The following is a 20,069-nucleotide window of genomic DNA, read 5'->3' as shown; positions in this document are numbered from 1 at the left end:
GACAATGGCCGGTTTGAGCAGAACCTGCGCCGGCGAGCGCCCCCGACTCGCCGCGTCATGGGTGCCGGCCGTCTTGCGCAGCACACGCGCCAAAGTGAGCCGCGGCTGGAACGTCCAACACGAAACTTGGGGATGATGTAACTTCTTGGAATTACGTATAAAAACGGGAAAGAGATTCTGAGTCGGAGCGCTTCACCCGCTTCAATCTCCATTGCGTCCCGTACGTGTTGACCGGGGCGGCCGTTCTGTCAAAGAAGGGCGTCACATCGACGGCCATGAACGCGCGGACCGCCCCGCCAATGGGTACCAGGAGATCGGGATAGCTATGACCGAGCGGATCGCTCTCATCACCGGCGTGACCGGCCAGGACGGCGCCTACCTCGCCGAATATCTGCTGTCGCTCGGCTATGTCGTGCACGGCATCAAGCGGCGCTCGTCTTCGTTCAACACCGCGCGGGTCGATCACCTTTATCAGGATCCCCATGTCGGCAACGTGCCGTTCCTGATGCATTACGGCGACATGACCGACTCGACCAATCTGATCCGCCTGGTGCAGCAGATCCGGCCGACCGAGATCTACAATCTCGCCGCCCAGAGCCACGTCGCCGTGAGCTTCGAGAGCCCGGAATACACAGCCAATGCCGACGCGATCGGCGTGCTGCGGCTGCTGGAAGCGATCCGCATCCTCGGCATGGAGAAGGAGACACGGTTCTACCAGGCCTCGACCTCCGAGCTCTACGGTCTCGTGCAGGAGATCCCGCAGAAGGAGACGACGCCGTTCTATCCGCGCTCTCCTTACGGCGTCGCCAAGCTCTACGGCTATTGGATCACGGTGAACTACCGTGAGGCCTACGGCATGTTCGCGTCCAACGGCATCCTGTTCAACCATGAGAGCCCGATCCGCGGCGAGACTTTTGTCACGCGCAAGATCACGCGCGGCGTCGCCCGCATCGAGGTGGGATTGGAGGACACGCTCTATCTCGGCAATCTCGAGGCCAAGCGCGACTGGGGGCATGCCAAGGACTACGTCGAGGGCATGCACATGATCCTCCAGGCCGACAAGCCCGACGACTTCGTTCTCGCCACCGGTGAGACGCGCTCGGTGCGGGAGATGGTCGAATTGTCGTTCGCGCAGGTCGGCCGGCGCATCGCGTGGCGTGGCGCAGGCATCGAGGAGACCGGTGTCGATGCCAAGAGCGGCAAGACGGTGGTGAAGATCGATCCGACCTATTTCCGCCCGACCGAGGTCGATCTCCTCATCGGTGATGCCAGCAAGGCGCGCGAGGTGCTCGGCTGGAAGCCGAAGCGGAGCTTTGCCCAGCTTGTCGAGGAGATGATGGCGAGCGATCTGGCACAAGCGAAACGGGACGCTGCCCATGACAAACGCACCGTTTGAGCTGAAGGGTAGAAGCGTCTACGTCGCCGGCCATCGCGGCATGGTCGGCAGCGCGCTGGTGCGCCGGCTCGCAGGAGAGGATGTCAAGCTCGTCACCGCGGACCGTCGCGAGGTCGATCTCTGCAACCAGGCCGCCGTGTTCGACTGGTTCGCAAAGGTGCGGCCGCAGGTCGTGTTCCTCGCCGCGGCGAAAGTCGGCGGCATCGTCGCCAACAACACGCTGCGCGCCGAGTTCATCTACGACAACATCGCAATCGCGGCCAACGTGATCCACGCCGCGCATCGGAACGGCGCCGAGAAGCTGATGTTCCTCGGCTCCTCCTGCATCTATCCCAAATTGGCCCCGCAGCCCTTGCGCGAAGAGTCCGTGCTGACCGGCCCGCTGGAGCCGACCAACGAGCCCTATGCAATTGCAAAAATCGCCGGCATCAAGATGGCCGAGGCCTACCGCAGCCAATATGGATGCGACTTCATCAGCGTGATGCCGACCAACCTCTACGGCCCCGGCGACAATTATCACCCTGAGATGAGCCACGTCGTCGCCGCGCTGATCCGCCGCTTCCACGAGGCGAAGGTTTCGGGCGCCAAGGGCGTCGTCGTATGGGGCACCGGCACGCCGCGGCGCGAGCTCCTCTATGTCGACGACATGGCGGATGCCTGCGTGCACCTGATGAAGACGTATTCCGGTGCCGGGCTGATCAACATCGGCACCGGCGAGGACATCACCATCGCCGAATTCGCGCGCGTCGTTGCCGAGGTCGTTGGTTACAGCGGCGAGATCTCTTTCGACACCTCGCGGCCCGACGGTACGCCGCGCAAGCTGCTCGACGTCAGCCGCCTTGCAGGACTCGGCTGGCGCGCGACCACCTCGCTCGAGGACGGCCTGAAGCGCGCCTATGCGGCGTATCAAGCCGCGCAGCTAGCTGCGCAATAATCCAGCGACTGCTCGCCCGCGTTGTTCGATGCAGGGGGAGATCAGAACGAATCCCCATGGGAACCTTCACCGCAAGCACGAGTTGGCTGGTCGGAGGGGGTGACGGCTAACTCGCGCGCGGCCGCAACTCGGGCAGCGACAGGATTTGGACAATGGGCCTTGCTCAATACGCCATCGTGCCGGTCCGGGACCAATGGGGTGTGCTGCACGACGGCAACGTCAGCGGCAAATATGCGACCAAGGAATCGGCGTTCGAAGCGGCCGTGGCGGCCGCCTCGCTGGCACTCCGGCAGGGGCACGAGGTCCATGTCAGTGCGCCCGGCCGCGAAGACGGCGAGGCTGACCTCGGGAGCTAGCATCGGCAGTGTGGTGGGCCTCTTGCGCGCCGCATCACACGATCAATCGCCCGCGCCGCGCGGCAATTCCGAGCGTGACCTCGGCACCCGCATTGAAATAGAGGCGGTCGGCTTCGACGCCGCCGCTGAAGATGGCGCCGTTTTCCGACATCCGCGAGCGGATGCGCAATTGTTCAGCGGGGGCGAGTTGGCGGGGAGGGCTGACCAAAGCTGCTGGCGATCGCAAGCGAGCCGGTGACGATGCTCTCCCGCGGCGGCATGCCGAGCCGCGGTCCGCGAGCCCGCTGCCCGACGTTCACGCTCCGACGCAAATAACATCATGTTAGGTTTATCGCATAACTGGGTAATTGTGTTAGCCCGGCGAAAGCCTATTGTCGCGATCAATCAGACACCCATCGGCAGTGACCAGCGCTCGCGAAGCTTCGCAGAACGCCCGGAGATTGCTGCCCAATTTTCAACGAAGCCCGCCAACGGGACGCCAGAAAACCAGGGAGGAATTTTGAAATGGTCACGACTCGCGCGATGCGCCACATGAGTCAGTCGAGGAAGGCTGCTGCCAGCGGCTGGATCGGGTCGGCTCTCGAATATTATGACTTCTTCATCTACGCGACCGCTGCGTCGCTGATCTTCCCGCAGATATTCTTTCCGTCGGACAATCCCACCGTCGCCATCGTCGCATCGCTGGCGACCTATGGTGTTGGATACGTGGCCCGGCCGATCGGCGCCTTCGTCCTCGGACATTGGGGCGACACCCATGGCCGCAAGACTGTTCTCATCGTCTGCATGTTCCTGATGGGCATCTCGACGATGGCGGTGGGTATCCTGCCGACCTATCAGCAAGTCGGCATCCTGGCGCCGATCCTGCTCGTCATCCTTCGCCTCGTGCAGGGATTTGCCGTGGCCGGTGAGATCTCCGGCGCAAGCTCGATGATTCTGGAGCATGCGCCGTTCGGCCGGCGCGGCTTCTATGCAAGCTTCGCCCTTCAGGGCGTGCAGGCCGGACAAATTCTCGCGGCCGCGGTCTTCCTGCCGCTGGCGGCCTATATGCCGACCGACGCCTTCAATAGCTGGGGCTGGCGGATTCCCTTCCTGCTCAGCTTCTTCGTCATCGTCGCAGGCTACGTCATTCGCCGCGAAGTCGACGAAACCCCCGCCTTTGCCCGCGAGGGCGAGTTGGGAGAAACGCCGCGGGCGCCCATTGTCCAGGCCATCAAGCTGAGCTGGCGCGACATGCTCAGGGTCATCTGCATGGCTCTGATGAACGTCATCCCCGTCGTTGCGACCATCTTCGGTGCGGCCTACGCGGTCCAGCCCGCCTATGGCATCGGCTTTGCCAAGGACGTCTATCTCTGGATCCCGGTGCTCGGAAACATGCTGGCCGTGTTCGTCATTCCCTTCGTCGGCCATCTCTCCGACAAGGTCGGCCGCAAGCCTCCGATCATCGTGGGCGCGCTGCTCTCCGGCTTGCTCGCCTTCGGCTATCTCTATGCCATCAGCATCCGGAATGTGCCGCTGGCGATCCTGCTGTCCCTCCTGATGTGGGGCGTCGTCTACCAGGGCTACAACGCGATCTTCCCGAGTTTCTACCCGGAGCTGTTTCCGACGCGCACCCGTGTGTCGGCAATGGCGATCTCGCAGAACATCGGCACGACCATCACTGCGTTGCTTCCCGCTTTGTTTGCGACCGTGGCGCCTCCCGGCTCGGCCAACATTCCGTTGACGGTGGGGGCGATCGCCTTCGGCATCACGATCATCGCCGCGCTGGCGGCCGTCACGGCCCGGGAGACCTACCGGATCAACATCGAGGATCTCGGTAATCCCGAAGCCGTTCCGATGGCGCGCGCAGACTATGAGCGGCAGCGTGCGGGAGCGGCGAGCGGGGCTGCCGCAGTTCCGACCTGACGGGTACGGTTATAGTATGAGGCGATTGCCGCTGCGATCGATGATTGTCGCAGCGGCAGGGTTTCGCAGCACTGTGTGGCTGCCGATCCAGAATATGTGCGCGTGAGCGCGATCATCATGAGGTTGCAGGATGAACCCCGTTGTCGTTGCCGTCGCTATCACCGGCTCCGTTCCGCGCAAGAAGGACAATCCCGCGGTGCCGATCTCGCCGTCCGAGCAGATCGAGTCGACGCAACAAGCCTTCGAGGCCGGCGCCACGCTTGCCCATATCCATGTTCGCAACGATGACGAGACGCCGTCCTCCGACCCGGAGCGTTTTGCCCTGGTGCAGGAAGGCATCAGGAAGCACTGCCCAGGGATGATCGTTCAGTTCTCGACCGGCGGGCGGGGCCGCGATCCCTCGGCGCGGGGATCGTCGCTCTATCTGAGGCCGGACATGGCCTCGCTGTCCACGGGATCGGTGAACTTTCCGACGATTGTCTACGAGAACAGCGCTGCCCTGGTTGAGACCCTCGCCACCAGCATGAAAGAAGGTGGCATCCGGCCGGAGATCGAGATCTTCGATTTGTCGCATCTACATGGCGCCCGCCGCCTGATCGAGGCGGGGCTGATCGACCCTCGTCCGCACGTGCAGTTCGTCATGGGCGTCAAGAACGCGATGCCGGCGGACGAGCATGTCCTCGATATCCTCCTGGGAGAGCTCAGGCGGCTGATCCCGAGAGCGACGTGGACCGCGGCCGGGATCGGGCGCCACCAAGCCGAGGTCATGGGCTGGGCGCTCGCGCGCGGCGCCGACGCGGTTCGCACCGGGCTCGAGGACAATATCAGGGTCGACAAGACGCGCCTCGCCGCCAGCAACGCGGAGCTCGTGACCATCGCGGGCGAGGCTGTCGCGCGCCACGGCCGGCGCGTCGCGACCGCTGCCGAGGCGCGATCCGTCCTCGGGATCGCGCGGTAGGGGCTACCGCCTCCGCCTGACATGCTCCCGGCTGCCTTCTGCCATTCGGCGGCCGGCGTTCCCGTGCGCTGTGTCTTCGGGTAAGACGAGTGCCACAGGCGCGATCTGCGCCTGCCGGGCAGGCGACGTTTGGAATGCGGTTCTTGAAGACTGACGGCAGGCTCATCGGGGTCCTGCTGGTGCTTGCAATCACCCAGCTCATCGGATGGGGAACGATCGGTCTTCCGCCGATCGTCGGCCGCGACCTTGCGGCCGATCTCGGCATGAGCCTGCCGATGGTGTTTGCGGGCACCTCCACGCTCTATGTCACCATGGGGCTGTGCGCGCCCTGGCTCGCCAAGGCGTTTGCGCGGCACGGTGCACGCAAGGTGATGATGGTGGGCACCGTCGTTGCCGTGCCGGGCTATGTCGTGCTGTATTTCGCGCGCGAGCCGCTGCTCTATTTCGTGGCCTGGGTCATTCTCGGCATGGGCGGCAGCGCCACACTGTCGACCGGTGCCTATATCATGCTCAACGAGGTTGCCGGACGCCAGGCCAAGAACGCCATCGGCGCGCTGATGCTGGTGACGGGCCTCTCCAGCAGCATCTTCTGGCCGACCACCTCGTTTCTCAGCGGCCATTTCGGCTGGCGGGGCACCTGCCTCGTCTACGCCGCCGTGCTGATCCTGGTCTCGCTTCCGCTCTATGCCTTTGGTGCGCCGCGCCGGAATATCATGAAGGACGACGGCGGCTCGGCTGCAAGACCTTCCGATGCGCCCGCGATTCCGCGAAGCACTTTCAATCTCGTCGTCATCGCGATCACGCTGAACGCCTTCGTGAATTTTGGTCTCGGCGCCGTGCTCATCGAGCTGCTGCGGGCGGAAGGGCTGGCGCCGGCCCAGGCCATCGCCTTCGGTTCGATGCTCGGTGTGATCCAGGTCAGCGCCCGCGGGCTGGACTTCCTCGGCGGGGGACGATGGGACGGAATCACGACCGGGCTTGTCGCAGGCACGGCGCTCCCCGTCGCTATGCTGCTGCTGATGCTGAGCGAGGGGGCGACCTGGGCGGTCGCAGCCTTCATCCTGCTCTATGGCGCGGGCAGCGGTGCCATGGCGGTGGCGCGAGCGACGATTCCGCTCGTCTTCTACGACCAGGCCGAGTTCGCCAAGGCGATGTCGATGATCGCGCTGCCGCTCAATCTGGCCTCCGCGATCTCGCCGCCGCTCCTTGCAGCTCTGCTCACCCAGTTCGGCAGCCGCGGCGCGCTGGGCCTCACGCTGGTGTTTTCCTGCGCGACCGTGCTGATCCTGGTCCTGCTCGGCCGCCGCCGGCCGCAGGTGGCTGCGGCTGCCGTAACCTGAGGCAATATTCACGGCGCGGAATTCGCTCTCGATGGCCGATCCGGCCGCCGGCGCAGGGATGGCCGTATGCCCGGAGTGCAGTGCTCAAGGCCCGAAAATGGTGTATCCGCAGGGAGCGCAGTCACGGCCGAACCTCAGCATTCGGGCCGCCGCGCCAACACCAGTTCCCCGGAGGAAACCGACATGTCGGCCTTGCCGCTCTCAGGCATCAAGATCCTTGACCTTACCCGCGTGCTCGCCGGGCCCCTGTCGGCCCAGATGCTGGGCGATCTCGGTGCGGAGGTCATCAAGATCGAGCGGCCGGGCACCGGCGACGACGCGCGCGCCTTCGGCCCGCCTTATCTGACAGACCCCGAGGGCAAGGCGAACAACAACAACTCGTTCTACTTGTGCGCCAACCGCAACAAGAAGTCGGTCACGGTCAACATCGCCAAGCCCGAGGGCCAGGCGATCATTCGCGAGCTTGCCAAGGACGTCGACGTCTTCATGGAGAACTATAAGGTCGGCGATCTCAAGCGCTACGGCCTCGACTACGAGACCATCAAGGCGATCAACCCCGGCATCATCTATTGCTCGGTGACCGGCTTCGGCCAGACCGGCCCGTACGCGCCGCGCGCCGGCTATGACGCCATCCTGCAGGCAATGGGCGGCCTGATGAGCGTCACCGGCCATATCGACGGCGAGCCGGGCGAGGGCCCGATGAAGGTCGGCCCGTCGATCGTCGATTACATGACCGGCATGAATTCCTCGATCGGCATTCTCTCGGCGCTCTACCATCGCGACGCCAATGGCGGTGTCGGACAGCATCTCGACGTCTGCCTGCTCGACACCGTGATTGCCTCGCTCAGCCATTGGCTCCAGATCTACCTCGTCAACGGCAAGACGCCGCCGCGCCGCGGCACCTGGGGCAATGGTGGCATGCCGGCCGGCGTGTTCCGCTGCACCGACGGCGAGCTGATGCTGGTGGTCGGCAATGACGGTCAGTTTCAGCGCACCTGTGCGGTGCTCGGCGAGCCCGAGCTCGCCAACGATAAGCGCTTCATCAAGAACAACGACCGCGTCGTGCACGGCAAGGAGATCATGGCGATCTTCGCCGGCCTGTTCCTGAAGCAGCCGGTGGCCTACTGGCTCGACAGGCTGGAGGAGGCCGGCGTGCCGTCAGGTCCGATCAACAATTTCGAGCAGGTATTTTCCGATCCGCACGTCCAGTCGCGCGGCATGCGGGTAAAGACCGAGCACAAGTTCGAGCCGGAGCTGTCGTTGATCCGCAACGCGCTGACCTTCTCGGAGACCCCGATCAAGAACTACCGCGCCCCGCCGCTGCTCGGCGAGCACACAAAGGAGGTGCTCGGCGGCAAGCTCGGCTATGATGCGGGAAAGATCGAGACGCTGAAGCAGCAGGGTATCATCTGACGCTTCTTCTTCGCCTCTCCCCGCTTGCGGGGAGAGGCAAAGGCCGCCTTCGGCGGCCGTCCTGAAGAACGCCGAAGCGAAGGTTCGGCTACGGCGCATCGAAGATGCGATCCGGGTGAGGGGGAGTCTCCACGCACTCAACTCTCACCGTCCACGCGGAAGCTCCCCCTCACCCCAACCCTCCCAGCGCGAGCGAAGCTCGTCGCGGCCCCGCAAGCGAGGCGAGGGGGCGCAGCTACTCTGCGGCGACGGATTCGGTTAACGTCACCAGGTTTGCGAAGGCGGAGTAGCTCAATGACAACCGGCAAGACCATCATCACCTGCGCGATCACCGGCAATCTGACAAAACCCGAGCAGTCGCCGTATCTGCCGATCACGCCCGAGCAGATCGCGACATCCGCGCTGGAAGCCGCCGAAGCCGGCGCGGCCATTGCGCACATCCATGTGCGCGACCCCGCGACGGGGCGTCCCTCGATGTCGATCGATCTCTACCGGGACGTCGTGGAGCGCATTCGCGCCCGCAACAAGAGCCTCGTCATCAATCTCACGACCGGCCCGGGCGGACGCTTTGTGCCTTCAATCGAGGATCCCCGCATCGCCGCTGCAGGCACCACGCTGCTTCCTCCCGAAAAGCGCGTCGAGCATGTCGAGCTGCTCAAGCCCGACATCTGCACGCTCGACCTCAACACCATGAACTCCGGCGGCGAGGTCGTGATCAACACGCCGCGCAACGTCCGTATCATGGCCGAGCGCATGAAGGCGGCCGGCGTGCTGCCGGAGATCGAGCTGTTCGATTCCGGCGACTGCCACCTGGCGCGCGATATGTTCGCCGACGGCACGCTGAAGGGGCCGGGCCTGTTCTCGCTCGTGCTCGGGGTCAAATACGGCTTCTCGGCGACGCCGGAGACGATGTTCTACGCCCGCGGCCTGCTGCCGCCGGGCGCGATCTGGTCCGGCTTCGGCATCGGCCGCGCCGAATTCCCGATGGTGGCGCAGGCCTTTCTGCTCGGCGGCCATGTCCGCGTCGGCATGGAAGACAATCTCTTTATGTCCAAGGGCGTGCTGGCCAAGACCAATGCCGAGCTGGTCGCGCATGCCACAGGCATTTTGAAGAGCCTGGGTGCGAGCGTCGCAACTGCGGCGGAGGCGCGTGCGATGCTTGGGCTCGGCTGAGCGCCGTCGAACCAAAAGTGACCGCAGCGTGACGCTTGCTGGCCTTGCGTGAGGCTTGCGCGCAATCCCCAGATAAACCCGGTCCGTACTTACACAGGCTTCCGCTCCGCGCGCGACTCTGATTCGATCTCCCTACGAGTTCCGGGAGGGGAAGTGCATGTCCTATACGATCGGGTTTCAGTCCAAGAACCAGAAGGCCGTTCTGGCGACCGAGGCGGCAACCGCCAATCAGGCCGTCGCTATCATTGCCGCGCTGCGGCAAAGCGCCGACGAAATAAAGTTCATCCGTTCGCCGCAGGAAGGCGAGATGGGTATCGAGATGCTGCTGCTGCTCGCCAAGGAAGAGGCCGAGGAGATGCCGCAGCGGGCCTGATCCCGCTACGACCACACTTCGATCAGAAGCGAAACATGCCGGCTGCAATATAATGTAGCAAGGCGCCAGTCTCGCTCGAACCGAAGGTGGCCGCCATGAAACGCGAAGCGCTCCGCGTCGAACCGATCTCGTCGTTTCTCGACCGCTGGAAGGCGCCGACCTCGCCGGTGACGCGCGCCGGCAGCATGATCTTCGTCGCCGGGCTGCCGCCATTCGATCCTGAAACCGGCGAGATCGCCTCCGCGCCGATCGAGCGGCAGAGCGAGATCATCATGGAGCAGATGAAGCTGTGCCTGGAGACGGCCGGCGCCTCCCTCGACAATGTCATGAAGTGCAACGTCTACTGCACCTCGACGAAGCACTTCGCCGCGTTCAACGCGGTCTATGCGCGCTATTTCCCGGTCGATCCGCCGGCGCGGATCTTCGTCTGCACGCCGGAATGGTTCGCCCCCTTCGACGTCGAGATCGACTGCATCGCGATGATGTGAAGGCTAGCGCGCGTCCCTCGCGAGCGCGCGTGCCGGGGCCTTCGGCTCCGCCTTTCCCGCCGTCAGCGCCATCGTCGCCACGCTGACGACGCGCGCGACCACGTCCTCGACGTCGTCGAGATCGCATTTGCCTTCCGACAGTTTGGTCAGCCGCTCGCTCTCGCGGATGGTGTGGTGGGCCATGGCGAGCGCGAAGTTGAGGCCCCAGTAGATGTCGACGTCGCTGCGGTCGGGCAGGGACCTGCGCATCGCGCCGGCGAATTTGCGCAAATGGTCGATCTCGCGGTTCTTGATGCGGCGGATTGGCGGCACGGATTCGATCGAGGCGCGGATCATGAAGCGCGCCGCCGTCGAGCGCTGGTTCTCAGGGCCGAGGCAGCCGCGCAAGGTCGGGCCGACGAGGGCGCGCAGGATCACCTCGATCGGCGCGCGGCCGCCGCCTTCTTCTTCCGCCGCCTTCAATTCGCGCAGGCGCTCGCGGTTGGTGGCGATCGAGCGGGAGACGAACAGTTCCGCGATCAATTCGTCCTTCGATCCGAAGTGATAGTTCACCGCCGCGAGGTTGACATTGGCCTCCGCGACGATGTCGCGCAGCGTCACGTCGCCGAAGCCGCGATCGGCATAAAGCCGTTCGGCGGCGGCGAGAATGGCAGACCTCGTATGATCGCTGGCCATGACTCTTTATCCCGTCATTCCGGGGCGCGACATCGTCGCGAACCCAGAATCTCGCGCCGCAACTTCTGGATTCCGGGTTCGACGCTTCGCGTCGCCCCGGAATGACGAGTGGGCGCGAAGGGCCGAGGGAGTTGCAATTCAAACAGTTGTATGAAACCATCGTTTGAAGGCCGGGAAAAGTCAATCCGCAATCGGGACTCGTTCGCAACTGCGATCTGGTTCCGGTGCGCTTCGCAAGCCGCGCATTCGCGCTTGCGGGCCGTATGCAGCGGGAGGACAGTCCGGCGCAAAACCGGTTCGAACGAGAGAAAACGAGGAGCGTCCCATGGATTTCGACCTGTCCCCCAAGCAGAAGGAATGGCTCGACCGCGTGCGGTCCTTCATGGCCAAGCACGTACGTCCGGCGGTGCCGGTCTATGACGAGCAGGATCGCAGCGGCGAGCGCTGGAAGGTGATCCCGATCCTGGAGGACCTCAAGAAGAAGGCGAAGGCCGAAGGCCTCTGGAACATGTTCATGCCGCCGTCCGAGCATGAGGACGATGAATTCCGCGGCGCGGGATTGACCAATCTCGAATACGCGCTGCTGTCGGAAGAGATGGGCCGCATCACCTGGGCCTCGGAAGTGTTCAACTGTTCCGCGCCCGACACCGGCAACATGGAAGTGTTCATCCGCTATGCCACCAAGGAGCAGAAGCGGAAATGGCTGCGGCCGCTGATGGACGGCGAGATCCGCTCGGCGTTCCTGATGACGGAACCGGCAGTGGCCTCGTCCGATGCCACCAACATCGAGACCCGCATCGAGAAGGACGGCGACCACTACGTCATCAACGGCCGCAAATGGTGGTCGTCCGGCGTCGGCGATCCCCGCTGCAAGATCGCGATCCTGATGGGCAAGACCGATCCGAAGGCGGCCAAGCACCAGCAGCAGTCGCAGATCCTGGTTCCGCTCGACACGCCCGGCATCAAGGTCGAGAAGATGCTGCCCGTGTTCGGCTTCGACGACGCGCCGCACGGCCACGCCCAGGTGCTGCTCGACAATGTGCGGGTGCCGAAGGAGAACATCCTGCTCGGCGAAGGCCGCGGCTTCGAGATCGCGCAGGGCCGCCTTGGCCCCGGCCGCATCCATCACTGCATGCGCACCATCGGCAAGGCCGAGGAGGCGCTGGAGAAGATGGTGAAGCGGCTCTCCTCGCGCACCGCGTTCGGCAAGAAGATCATCGAGCATTCGGTGTGGGAGCAGCGCATCGGCGAGGCGCGCACCGACATCGAGATGAACCGTCTGCTGTGCCTCAAGGCCGCCGACATGATGGACAAGGTCGGCAACAAGGCGGCGCAGCTCGAGATCGCCATGATCAAGGTCGCAGGCCCCAACATGGCGCTGAAGATCATCGACCAGGCGATCCAGGCCTTTGGCGGCGCCGGTGTCTCCGACGAGGCCGGCCTTGCCAAGGACTACGCCCACATCCGCACGCTCCGTCTCGCTGACGGTCCGGACGAGGTGCACAACCGCGCCATTGCCAGACTTGAAGTTCGGAAGTATGCAAACTCTTCCACGCACTAAAATGGGGGAGGGCGACGTGTCGCTCCCCACACCGTCATTCCGGGGCGATGCGTAGCATCGAACCCGGAATGACGGACAAAAGAATTGAGGGAGCGTCATCGTGGCCGACGGCGTCAGGAAAGACGAGGAGTTCTCGGGCACCAAGCCGGTCGAGGAGCGGCATCGTTTCGACGAGCTGCGCCTCGAGGCGTGGATGCGCGACAACGTCGAAGGCTATGAGGGACCGCTGGTCGTCCTCCAGTTCAAGGGCGGCCAGTCCAACCCGACCTACCGGCTGAACACGCCGAAGCGCTCCTACGTGATGCGCCGCAAGCCGTTCGGCAAATTGCTGCCGTCGGCGCATGCGGTCGATCGCGAATATCGCGTGATCGCGGCCCTTGGAAAACAGGGCTTTCCGGTCGCGCGCGCCTATGCGCTGTGCCAGGACGACGGCGTCATCGGCGCGGCGTTCTACATCATGTCGATGGAGGAGGGCCGGGTGTTCTGGGCTCCGGCGCTGCCGAGCCAGGATGCCGACGCGCGGCGAAAGATCTTCACCAGCAAGATCGAGACGCTGGCGAAACTCCACATGTACGATCCCGTCGCGATCGGCCTTGGCGACTTCGGCAAGCCCGGCAACTATTTCGCGCGCCAGATCGACCGCTGGACCAAGCAATATCGCGCCTCCGAAACCCAGCACATTCCGGAGTTCGAGAAGGTCGCCGAATGGCTGCCCAAGACCGTGCCGGAACAGGCGCGCGTCTCGATCGTGCACGGCGACTACCGGCTCGACAACATGATTTTCCACGCGACGGAACCGCGCGTGCAGGCCGTGCTGGACTGGGAGCTGTCGACGCTCGGCGATCCCATGGCCGACTTCACCTATCTGCTCATGCAGTGGATCATGCCGGGCCTGCAGGGCGTCGATCTCAAGGCGCTGAACATACCGAGCCTGGAGGAGGCCGCGCAGATCTACTGCAACGCGACCGGGATGAGCGTGCCCGATCTCAACTGGTACTTCTCCTACAACCTGTTCCGTCTCGCCGGCATCACGCAAGGTATCGCCGGGCGCATCCGCGACGGCACCGCCGCCAACGCCAAGGCGCTGGAATCCGCCAAGCGCACCGTGCCGCTGTCGCAGGCGTCATGGGAATACGCGCAGAAGGCGGGGGCGGTCTGAGGAGCTATGAAGGCGCGGTCGATGGCCGCGCCTTTTTGTTTGTGGTTCACATTCCTCGACACACTCCGCGTCATTGCCCGCCTTGTGCGCAATTGCGCACTGGGGCGGGCAATCCAGTGTTCCAGAGCCGGCAGTGTCTGAACCGAGCCGCCGCGGCGTACTGGATGCCGCGGTCAAGCCGGGGCATGACAGCGAGGTTGCGGTGACGTAAGCTCGCGACATGATCGACCACACCACCCTCATCGCCTACGTCCTCATCGTACTCGGCTTCGTCTTCATTCCCGGTCCGGCCACGCTCCTCACCATGGCGCGGGCCGCAAGCTCCGGAACGAAGGTGGGTATCGCGACGGGCGCGGGGATCGCGGCGGGTGACGTGATCCACACTTCGATGGCGATCGTCGGCCTGTCGGCGATCATCGCCACTTCGGCGCTCCTGTTCAGCATCGTCAAATATGCGGGGGCCGCGTTCCTGATCTATCTCGGCATTCGCGCCATGCTTGACAAGGCACCGATCGAGCTGAACGGCGGAGCGCCCACGATCAGCGCAGGTCGCGCATTCCGCGAGGCCGTGCTGACCGAGGTGCTCAATCCCAAGACCGCGTTGTTCTTCCTCGCCTTCCTGCCGCAATTCGTCCGGCCGGAACACGGCGCGACCGCGCTTCAACTTGCGGTCCTCGGCATCGTCTTCGTGCTGCTCGGCCTGTTGAGCACCGTCGTGTTCGCCGTGGGTGCCGGTCGTCTCGGCAATTTCCTGCGCCGCCATCCGGCCGTCGTGAAGTGGCAGGGCAAGGTGGTTGGGACCATCTACTGCGCCGTCGGCGTGCGGCTGGCGTTGCAGGAAAGATGAGGCGGCCCGCGCCAGCTCTCGTAGGGTGGGCAAAAGCGCAGCGCTGTGCCCACCATCTTGCCGCGATCGCGGTAACATTGGTGGGCACGCTACCGCTTTGCCCACCCTACGGCAGCGTCGCTTACCCCTTCGCGCAATGCGCGATCAGCTTCTCGACGAACCCCGCGCATTTCAACAGCTCCGACATCTCCACGAACTCGTCCGGCGTGTGCGCCTGTGCGATCGCGCCGGGGCCGATCACGACCGAGGGGATACCGGCCATGCTGGCAAACAAACTCGCCTCGGTGCCGAAGGCGACCTTGGCGTGGTCGTTGCGCCCCGCGAGGCTCTTGGCCAGCGTGACGATTGTCGCATCGGCGGCGGTGTCGAGCGCGGGATAGTCGAGGATCTCCTCGAAATCGATGCCGCATTCCGGATGCCGCGCCTTCATCGCCGGCTCGATCTCGGCCTTGGCCCAGGCGACGATCGCATCCGTCACCTCGCGCGACTCGGTGATGCCGATGCCGCGGCATTCGAAATCCACCGTGCAGGTATCGGGCACGATGTTCAGCGCAGCGCCGCCATGGACGATGCTGGTGAGCAGCGTCGAGTGCGGAACGTCGTAGAGGCTGTCCGTCGATCTCTTGCCAGCGAGCAGCACGGCGCGGCGGCGGATCTCGACGATCAGCTCGGAGGCATATTCGATCGCATTGACGCCGTCGGGCGCGATCGAGGAGTGGCGGGCAAGACCGCGGAAGGTGGCGCGCACGCCGTGCTTGCCCTTGTGGCCGATGATAACCTGCATCTGCGTCGGTTCGCCGATGAAGGCGCCGAGCGGCTTGACCCGCTTCTTGGCGACCTCGCCGAGCATCGGCCGCACGCCGACGCAGCCGATCTCCTCGTCATAGGAGATCGCCAGATGAATCGGCGTCTTGAGCCTGGCCTCCACCATGTCAGGCACCATGGCGAGGCACACCGCGACAAACCCCTTCATGTCGGTGGTGCCGCGGCCGTAGAGCCTGCCGTCGCGCTCGACCAGCTTGAACGGATCGTGACTCCAGTCCTGGCCCGCGACCGGAACGACGTCGGTATGGCCCGACAGCACGAGGCCCGGGCGGTCCTCCGGCCCGATCGTGACCCACAGCGAGGCTTTCTGTCCGGTCTCGTCGACGATGCGCTCAAAGCCGACGCCGAGCGCCGCGAGATAGCTTTCGATATGGGCGATCAGGGGCAGGTTGGTGCGGTCGCTGATGGTGTCGAAGCCGACGAGGTCGGCGAGGAGCTTGCGAATCCGGTCGGGTCTTGTGTCCAGCATTCTCGGGATCATGTGATGGGAGGGATCGTGGTCGGCTCTGCCGCCTGCACGAACCATACCAACGGAACGGCACGACGTGCAAACCCCGGACAGGGGGCGAGCCCGCTCGGCCGTCCGAATGCGCTCAGTTCTTCTGGGCCGCGTTCTTCTTGGCCGGAGCGGGCGCCGGCGCCGCGGCGGTTTCCGGGGCGCCTGCGGTGTCGCAACCGAAATGCCGTAGGGCCGCCACTGGTTGGCGACGTTCTGGAAGGTGAGGTCGAAATTGATCTGGAGCGGGCGGGTCGGAAAGAACCCTGTCAGCCGCAGCATCTTGTTGGGATCGAGATAAGGCGGCGTCGAGAGCTGCGGTGCGGCAAGCGCCACCGAGAACAGGTCGAAATTCCGCCGCCGCAGGTCGGTGAAGCCAAGCGCGAGATCGGCGGCGCTGTTCCTGGCCTGGAAGTCCGGCGCGGCGAGATCGCGCAGCACCGAATAGTTGCCGGAGCGGTTGGCATCGTTCAGCGTCAGCAGTGTCGAGCGGATCAGGTACAGCGCCTGCTCGGCGCTGACGGGAAGCTGCGGCTGTTGCTGCTTGGCGGCGGCCTTGTCGTCCTCGGCGCTGATCGGGTTCATCACGATCGGCGACAAGGCGACCACCACGCCCAAAGCGAGGCCGAGATATTTCGGCAAGCGCACGGCCCAACCCAGCCTCACCATCCGGGCCTGACCCCGACACGCGCGCCGAATCCCATCGATCCAGGTCGGGCACCCGAGCCAAAAAAAACGTGCATCGCTATTCCTCAGACCAACCGAGCCCAACGACACTAGCGGTTCGATCAAACGGAATCTGTCACCGTCCGGCAACATCCGGACACGCGAAGTTGTCGCGGCCCGCAGGATCGGTCGGTAACATCATCCTCAGTTCAGCGTCCACGACGCGCCGGCCCTGACGCCGATGGCGCCTTGCTGTGCGGCCGTGAACGCCGCGTTGAAGCGCATGGCGTCCGAATAGGAATAGCCGAGGCCGACCGCGACGCCGGATTGTCCCTGGAAATTGCCAAAGCCGCCGGAGACCGAGATCTTGCCGGGGCGAGGATCGAATTGCAGGCTGGACGCCGCGAGCGCCAACGCCACGCCGCCGCGCGACTCCCGTGTCAGGTTGTCGACGCGGCCGTTGAGGGCGGCCAGTTGGGAGTTGATTCCGTTGATGTCGCCGGCGGAGGCAAGTCCGAGGCCAGCCAGCGAGGTGGTCGCCAGATTGCCGGCCGCGTCCGATGTGACGAGCTGGGTCGGTCCGGACTGCGCCGCCTTGCTCGCAGCCGAGGTGATGCCGCTCATCGTGTAGGTGCTGCTGGCGGTGCCGACTGCGACCTGGTTGGCGCGCGTCGTGGTCGCGCCGCTGCCGATCGCGACCGAGTTGTCGAAATTCGCGCTGGCGCCTGTCCCCATCGCAATCGCGTTGATGCCGGTAGCGCCCGTGCCATTGCCGATCGCGACAGAGGACGCGCCGGAGACGGTGCTGTTGTTGCCCATCACCACGGCATTGGTGGCGTTGACGGTGTTGCCGCTGCCGAACACGGAGGAGCCGGCGGCGCTGGACGTTGCCGCAATGGTGTTGTTCGAGCCGACCAGCTGGATGTTGTCGCCGCGATCCGCCACATTGGACCCGTTCACCGTGTTGTTGTCGCCGAACACCAAACTGTTGTTGCCGTTGACGATGTTGGGATCGCCGATGGCGAACGTGCCGTTACCGCGGACGTTCTGTCCGGTGCCAAAGGCGCCGCTGTTATTGCCGCTGACGTTGTTGAAGGAGCCAACAGCCGCGCTGTTGCTGCCGGTGACGGTGCTGAAGGAGCCGACAGCCGCGTTGTTGCCGCCGGCGATGCCGATACTGGAGCCGAAGGCCGCGGTGTTGTCGCCGGTGACGCCATTGCCGGAGCCGACAACCGCGCCGTTGTTGCCGGCGACGACGTTGTTGGAGCCGACGGCCGCGTAGTTGGTGCCGTTGATGGCGTTGCCGGAGCCGAAGGCCGCACTGCCGTCGCCGTTGACGGCGTTGGTCGAGCCTACGGCGGCGCTGTTGTTGCCGGTGGCGGTGTTGTTGGTGCCGAGCGCGGCACTGTTGCCGCCGTTGGCGGTGTTGCCGAGGCCAAATGCGCTGCTCTGACTGCCGAACGCGTGGGCATTGGCGCCGAACGCCGACGAATTCGTACCGGTGGCGATTGAATTGGAACCCACGGCCGTATTGCTCAAGTTGTTGCCATTGGCAGCGGCGTTCACGCCGATTGCGATGTTGGTCCCATTGTTGCCGCTGGCATTGGCATGGTCGCCCGTGGCGACGTTCTTTCCGCCGATCCCGGCGGCGTTGGCGCCGAAGCCGGTCGCCACGCTCGTGCCGGAATCGCCGGCGGCGCTGGCGCCGTTGCCGATTGCGACGTTGTTGCTGTTGTCGCCGGTCGCGCTTGCATTCACGCCCGCGGCGAAGTTCGAGCTGGCGTCTCCGCTGGCGTCGGAGTTGACGCCGGCGGCGAAATTGGCGCTAACGAGGCCAAAGGCGTTGGCGTTCGGTCCACAGGCGAAGTTGGTGCTGGCGAGACCGCCCGCGGAGGCGCCCATCGTCGCACCGCCGGACGTGGCGCAGACGAACTGCGCTGTCGCCGGCCGTTTTCCGGACAGCAGACAAAGCGCCGACAAAGCAAAGACCGTGACCAGGCGCACAATGCGGACCGGGCAGGATCGGCCTCGGGCATTGGATGCGCGCCACCTGCGATCCTCGGTTGATCGATACGCTGTCAGCCCCGCCCAATTCAACATCATGTCGCTCTCGCCCATGCCCGCAGCAGGGGCGTCGTCCTCGTTGCAGCACGCTATCGCGATGCGAATGTCGTGCTGCATCGGGCCGAGGCCTGCGACTGCAATGATTTGTGGCTGACGAAATTATCGCCCCGACCGGTCCGCCTCTACCGCTTGGCACGCAACCACATTGCGTCTATTGCAAATTATTGCCGGAAGATGCGCCGTTCTTCTTCTTCCGTGTTATTTTTTCGTTTGCAACTGTGGGGCGGGGGGATGTCGGTCTTTCAGAGCCTGATTTTCGATACGACTGTGCTTGACGGCATTACCGATCCCGCCATTCGCGCTCGCGTGTGGGCCGAGTGTTTCGAGCAGATCGTCACCGGCATGGACATGGGGTTTTCCGAGGGGGATGCCCGCATCATCGGGACGCACAAATTCCTCATGAACGAGACGGTCGCGCTGGGGGAGATGTTCAGCTCCTCCTTTATCGGCGCGCGGACCAAAAAGCACATCAACCGCGACGACGAGGACCATGTCTATCTGAGCTTCAACATCGGCGCGACAACTCATATCGGCCGCCAGCTCGGGCGCGAGATCGATGTCCAGCCGGGACAGGCGGGGCTGCTCGTACTGGACGCGAGCACACAGGCCATTGCCCCGAACAACGGCCATTGCATCAGCCTGAAATTGCCGAACGCGATCTTCAGGGAGTGGGGCCTGTCCCCGGTCGACCTGGCCTGCCGCCCGCTCGATTGCACCGGTGCCGACTATCAGCTCCTGACCGGCTATGCGCGGCTGTTGATCGCGAACGGGGCGGGGCTGGACGAAGGCGGCGCCGCGGAGGCGACGCAGCACCTGATCAAGCTCACTGGCCGCTGGCTCGGCGCCAGGGACGGCGTGCAGGGAGTGGACGGTGAGGAGACCGTCTACCGCGCGCGGCTCGCCTTGGTTCGGCAGACGATCAGCAAGCAGGCGTTCGATCCCGAGGTCAGCCTCGAGCGGGTGGCTCGGCGGCTCGGCATGCCCTCGCGCACCGTGCAGCACATGCTGGCGAAGGCCGGCGAGAGCTTCTCGCAGGTGGTGATGGCGGCGCGGCTGCGGCGGGCCCGCGTTCATCTGCTCGATCCCGTCTACGCCGATCTGTCGGTCGCGGACATTGCATTCCACTGCGGCTTTCTCGACGTCTCGAGCTTCTACCGCGCGTTTCGCGCCGCCTATAACGTCACGCCGAAATCGCTGCGCGAGCAGGCCGGGACGATTCCACCGGAATAAGGCGGGCCGCCGGCGCCATCCGGGCCACAAGACCTTGCGTTGCCCGACGGGCAAGACACGCAAGATGCCGGTCAACGCGCATCGTCGAAAAGATTCCACTTTACCGAAATTCGGAAACGGCGTATGTGTCGCCTCACTCCGGCCCAAGGAAGA

The 20,069-nt window shown here is 64.6% G+C and carries 17 protein-coding genes; 14 read left to right on the top strand and 3 right to left on the bottom strand.

What is annotated here, in order from left to right; genetic code table 11:
• Positions 1-325: 325 nt before the first annotated feature.
• The 10 genes from gmd (at position 326) to WN73_RS04245 (ending at position 10,333) form a co-directional block, all read left to right on the top strand.
• Positions 326-1,396: a GDP-mannose 4,6-dehydratase gene (gene gmd, locus WN73_RS04290; RefSeq protein ID WP_271551713.1), complete on the top strand. Its 1,071-nt coding sequence runs from the start codon at positions 326-328 to the stop codon at positions 1,394-1,396.
• Positions 1,377-2,330: a GDP-L-fucose synthase gene (gene fcl / locus WN73_RS04285; protein ID WP_271551711.1), complete on the top strand. Its 954-nt coding sequence runs from the start codon at positions 1,377-1,379 to the stop codon at positions 2,328-2,330. The genes gmd and fcl overlap by 20 nt, the downstream gene beginning before the upstream one ends.
• 152 nt (positions 2,331-2,482) lie before the next feature.
• Complete coding sequence (locus tag WN73_RS04280; protein WP_271551709.1) at positions 2,483-2,686, top strand: DUF2188 domain-containing protein; 204 nt, start codon at positions 2,483-2,485, stop codon at positions 2,684-2,686.
• A 504-nt stretch (positions 2,687-3,190) separates the two neighbouring features.
• On the top strand, positions 3,191-4,588 hold the full coding sequence (locus WN73_RS04275) for an MFS transporter (protein WP_271551707.1): 1,398 nt from the start codon (positions 3,191-3,193) through the stop codon (positions 4,586-4,588).
• A gap of 130 nt (positions 4,589-4,718) precedes the next feature.
• A complete protein-coding gene (locus tag WN73_RS04270) occupies positions 4,719-5,546 on the top strand; it encodes a 3-keto-5-aminohexanoate cleavage protein (protein WP_271551705.1) in 828 nt (275 codons plus the stop codon).
• 134 nt (positions 5,547-5,680) lie between these two features.
• Complete coding sequence (locus WN73_RS04265) at positions 5,681-6,886, top strand: MFS transporter (RefSeq protein WP_271551703.1); 1,206 nt, start codon at positions 5,681-5,683, stop codon at positions 6,884-6,886.
• A gap of 183 nt (positions 6,887-7,069) precedes the next feature.
• The gene (locus WN73_RS04260; RefSeq protein WP_271551701.1) at positions 7,070-8,299 is read left to right on the top strand and encodes a CaiB/BaiF CoA transferase family protein; all 1,230 of its coding nucleotides are present in this window, start codon (positions 7,070-7,072) and stop codon (positions 8,297-8,299) included.
• Between the two features lie 294 nt (positions 8,300-8,593).
• Positions 8,594-9,472, top strand: a complete 879-nt coding sequence (locus tag WN73_RS04255) for a 3-keto-5-aminohexanoate cleavage protein (RefSeq protein ID WP_271551699.1) — start codon at positions 8,594-8,596, stop codon at positions 9,470-9,472.
• Between the two features lie 157 nt (positions 9,473-9,629).
• Complete coding sequence (locus tag WN73_RS04250) at positions 9,630-9,845, top strand: hypothetical protein (RefSeq protein ID WP_028171360.1); 216 nt, start codon at positions 9,630-9,632, stop codon at positions 9,843-9,845.
• 95 nt (positions 9,846-9,940) lie between these two features.
• Positions 9,941-10,333: a RidA family protein gene (locus WN73_RS04245; protein ID WP_271551696.1), complete on the top strand. Its 393-nt coding sequence runs from the start codon at positions 9,941-9,943 to the stop codon at positions 10,331-10,333.
• Between the two features lie 3 nt (positions 10,334-10,336).
• On the opposite strand, the gene WN73_RS04240 is transcribed toward WN73_RS04245, so the two are convergent.
• Positions 10,337-11,008 (bottom strand): TetR/AcrR family transcriptional regulator, encoded by a 672-nt coding sequence (locus WN73_RS04240; protein ID WP_271551695.1) that lies wholly within the window; start codon positions 11,006-11,008, stop codon positions 10,337-10,339.
• A gap of 325 nt (positions 11,009-11,333) precedes the next feature.
• Between WN73_RS04240 and WN73_RS04235 the strand changes: the two genes are divergently transcribed.
• The 3 genes from WN73_RS04235 (at position 11,334) to WN73_RS04225 (ending at position 14,575) form a co-directional block, all read left to right on the top strand.
• The gene (locus tag WN73_RS04235; RefSeq protein WP_271551693.1) at positions 11,334-12,569 is read left to right on the top strand and encodes an acyl-CoA dehydrogenase family protein; all 1,236 of its coding nucleotides are present in this window, start codon (positions 11,334-11,336) and stop codon (positions 12,567-12,569) included.
• 100 nt (positions 12,570-12,669) lie between these two features.
• Complete coding sequence (locus tag WN73_RS04230) at positions 12,670-13,728, top strand: phosphotransferase family protein (RefSeq protein ID WP_271551692.1); 1,059 nt, start codon at positions 12,670-12,672, stop codon at positions 13,726-13,728.
• Positions 13,729-13,948: 220 nt separating this feature from the next.
• On the top strand, positions 13,949-14,575 hold the full coding sequence (locus tag WN73_RS04225; RefSeq protein WP_271551690.1) for a LysE family translocator: 627 nt from the start codon (positions 13,949-13,951) through the stop codon (positions 14,573-14,575).
• 121 nt (positions 14,576-14,696) lie between these two features.
• Here the strand turns inward: WN73_RS04225 and argE are convergent, their stop codons facing one another.
• Positions 14,697-15,869, bottom strand: a complete 1,173-nt coding sequence (gene argE / locus WN73_RS04220) for an acetylornithine deacetylase (RefSeq protein ID WP_271552078.1) — start codon at positions 15,867-15,869, stop codon at positions 14,697-14,699.
• Positions 15,870-16,766: 897 nt separating this feature from the next.
• Positions 16,767-18,542 carry a YadA family autotransporter adhesin gene (locus tag WN73_RS04215; RefSeq protein WP_271551688.1) on the bottom strand — a complete coding sequence of 592 codons (1,776 nt, stop codon included), beginning with the start codon at positions 18,540-18,542 and terminating at the stop codon, positions 16,767-16,769.
• Between the two features lie 192 nt (positions 18,543-18,734).
• On the opposite strand from WN73_RS04215, the gene WN73_RS04210 reads away from it, so the two are divergent.
• Complete coding sequence (locus WN73_RS04210; RefSeq protein WP_271551686.1) at positions 18,735-19,916, top strand: AraC family transcriptional regulator; 1,182 nt, start codon at positions 18,735-18,737, stop codon at positions 19,914-19,916.
• Positions 19,917-20,069 lie beyond the last annotated feature (153 nt).

Origin of the sequence: Bradyrhizobium sp. CCBAU 45394, assembly GCF_028128655.1 — a bacterium.
In the GTDB taxonomy this organism is placed as follows: Bacteria; Pseudomonadota; Alphaproteobacteria; order Rhizobiales; family Xanthobacteraceae; genus Bradyrhizobium; species Bradyrhizobium diazoefficiens.
This window is presented reverse-complemented; position numbering and strand designations above follow the sequence as displayed.

Bases quoted from the DNA above. Each gene is read 5' to 3' on its own strand.
- gmd (WP_271551713.1), top strand. From the start codon at position 326: ATGACCGAGCGGATCGCTCTCATCACCGGCGTGACCGGCCAGGACGGC.
- fcl (WP_271551711.1), top strand. From the start codon at position 1,377: ATGACAAACGCACCGTTTGAGCTGAAGGGTAGAAGCGTCTACGTCGCC.
- WN73_RS04280 (WP_271551709.1), top strand. From the start codon at position 2,483: ATGGGCCTTGCTCAATACGCCATCGTGCCGGTCCGGGACCAATGGGGT.
- WN73_RS04275 (WP_271551707.1), top strand. From the start codon at position 3,191: ATGGTCACGACTCGCGCGATGCGCCACATGAGTCAGTCGAGGAAGGCT.
- WN73_RS04270 (WP_271551705.1), top strand. From the start codon at position 4,719: ATGAACCCCGTTGTCGTTGCCGTCGCTATCACCGGCTCCGTTCCGCGC.
- WN73_RS04265 (WP_271551703.1), top strand. From the start codon at position 5,681: ATGCGGTTCTTGAAGACTGACGGCAGGCTCATCGGGGTCCTGCTGGTG.
- WN73_RS04260 (WP_271551701.1), top strand. From the start codon at position 7,070: ATGTCGGCCTTGCCGCTCTCAGGCATCAAGATCCTTGACCTTACCCGC.
- WN73_RS04255 (WP_271551699.1), top strand. From the start codon at position 8,594: ATGACAACCGGCAAGACCATCATCACCTGCGCGATCACCGGCAATCTG.
- WN73_RS04250 (WP_028171360.1), top strand. From the start codon at position 9,630: ATGTCCTATACGATCGGGTTTCAGTCCAAGAACCAGAAGGCCGTTCTG.
- WN73_RS04245 (WP_271551696.1), top strand. From the start codon at position 9,941: ATGAAACGCGAAGCGCTCCGCGTCGAACCGATCTCGTCGTTTCTCGAC.
- WN73_RS04240 (WP_271551695.1), bottom strand. From the start codon at position 11,008: ATGGCCAGCGATCATACGAGGTCTGCCATTCTCGCCGCCGCCGAACGG.
- WN73_RS04235 (WP_271551693.1), top strand. From the start codon at position 11,334: ATGGATTTCGACCTGTCCCCCAAGCAGAAGGAATGGCTCGACCGCGTG.
- WN73_RS04225 (WP_271551690.1), top strand. From the start codon at position 13,949: ATGATCGACCACACCACCCTCATCGCCTACGTCCTCATCGTACTCGGC.
- argE (WP_271552078.1), bottom strand. From the start codon at position 15,869: ATGCTGGACACAAGACCCGACCGGATTCGCAAGCTCCTCGCCGACCTC.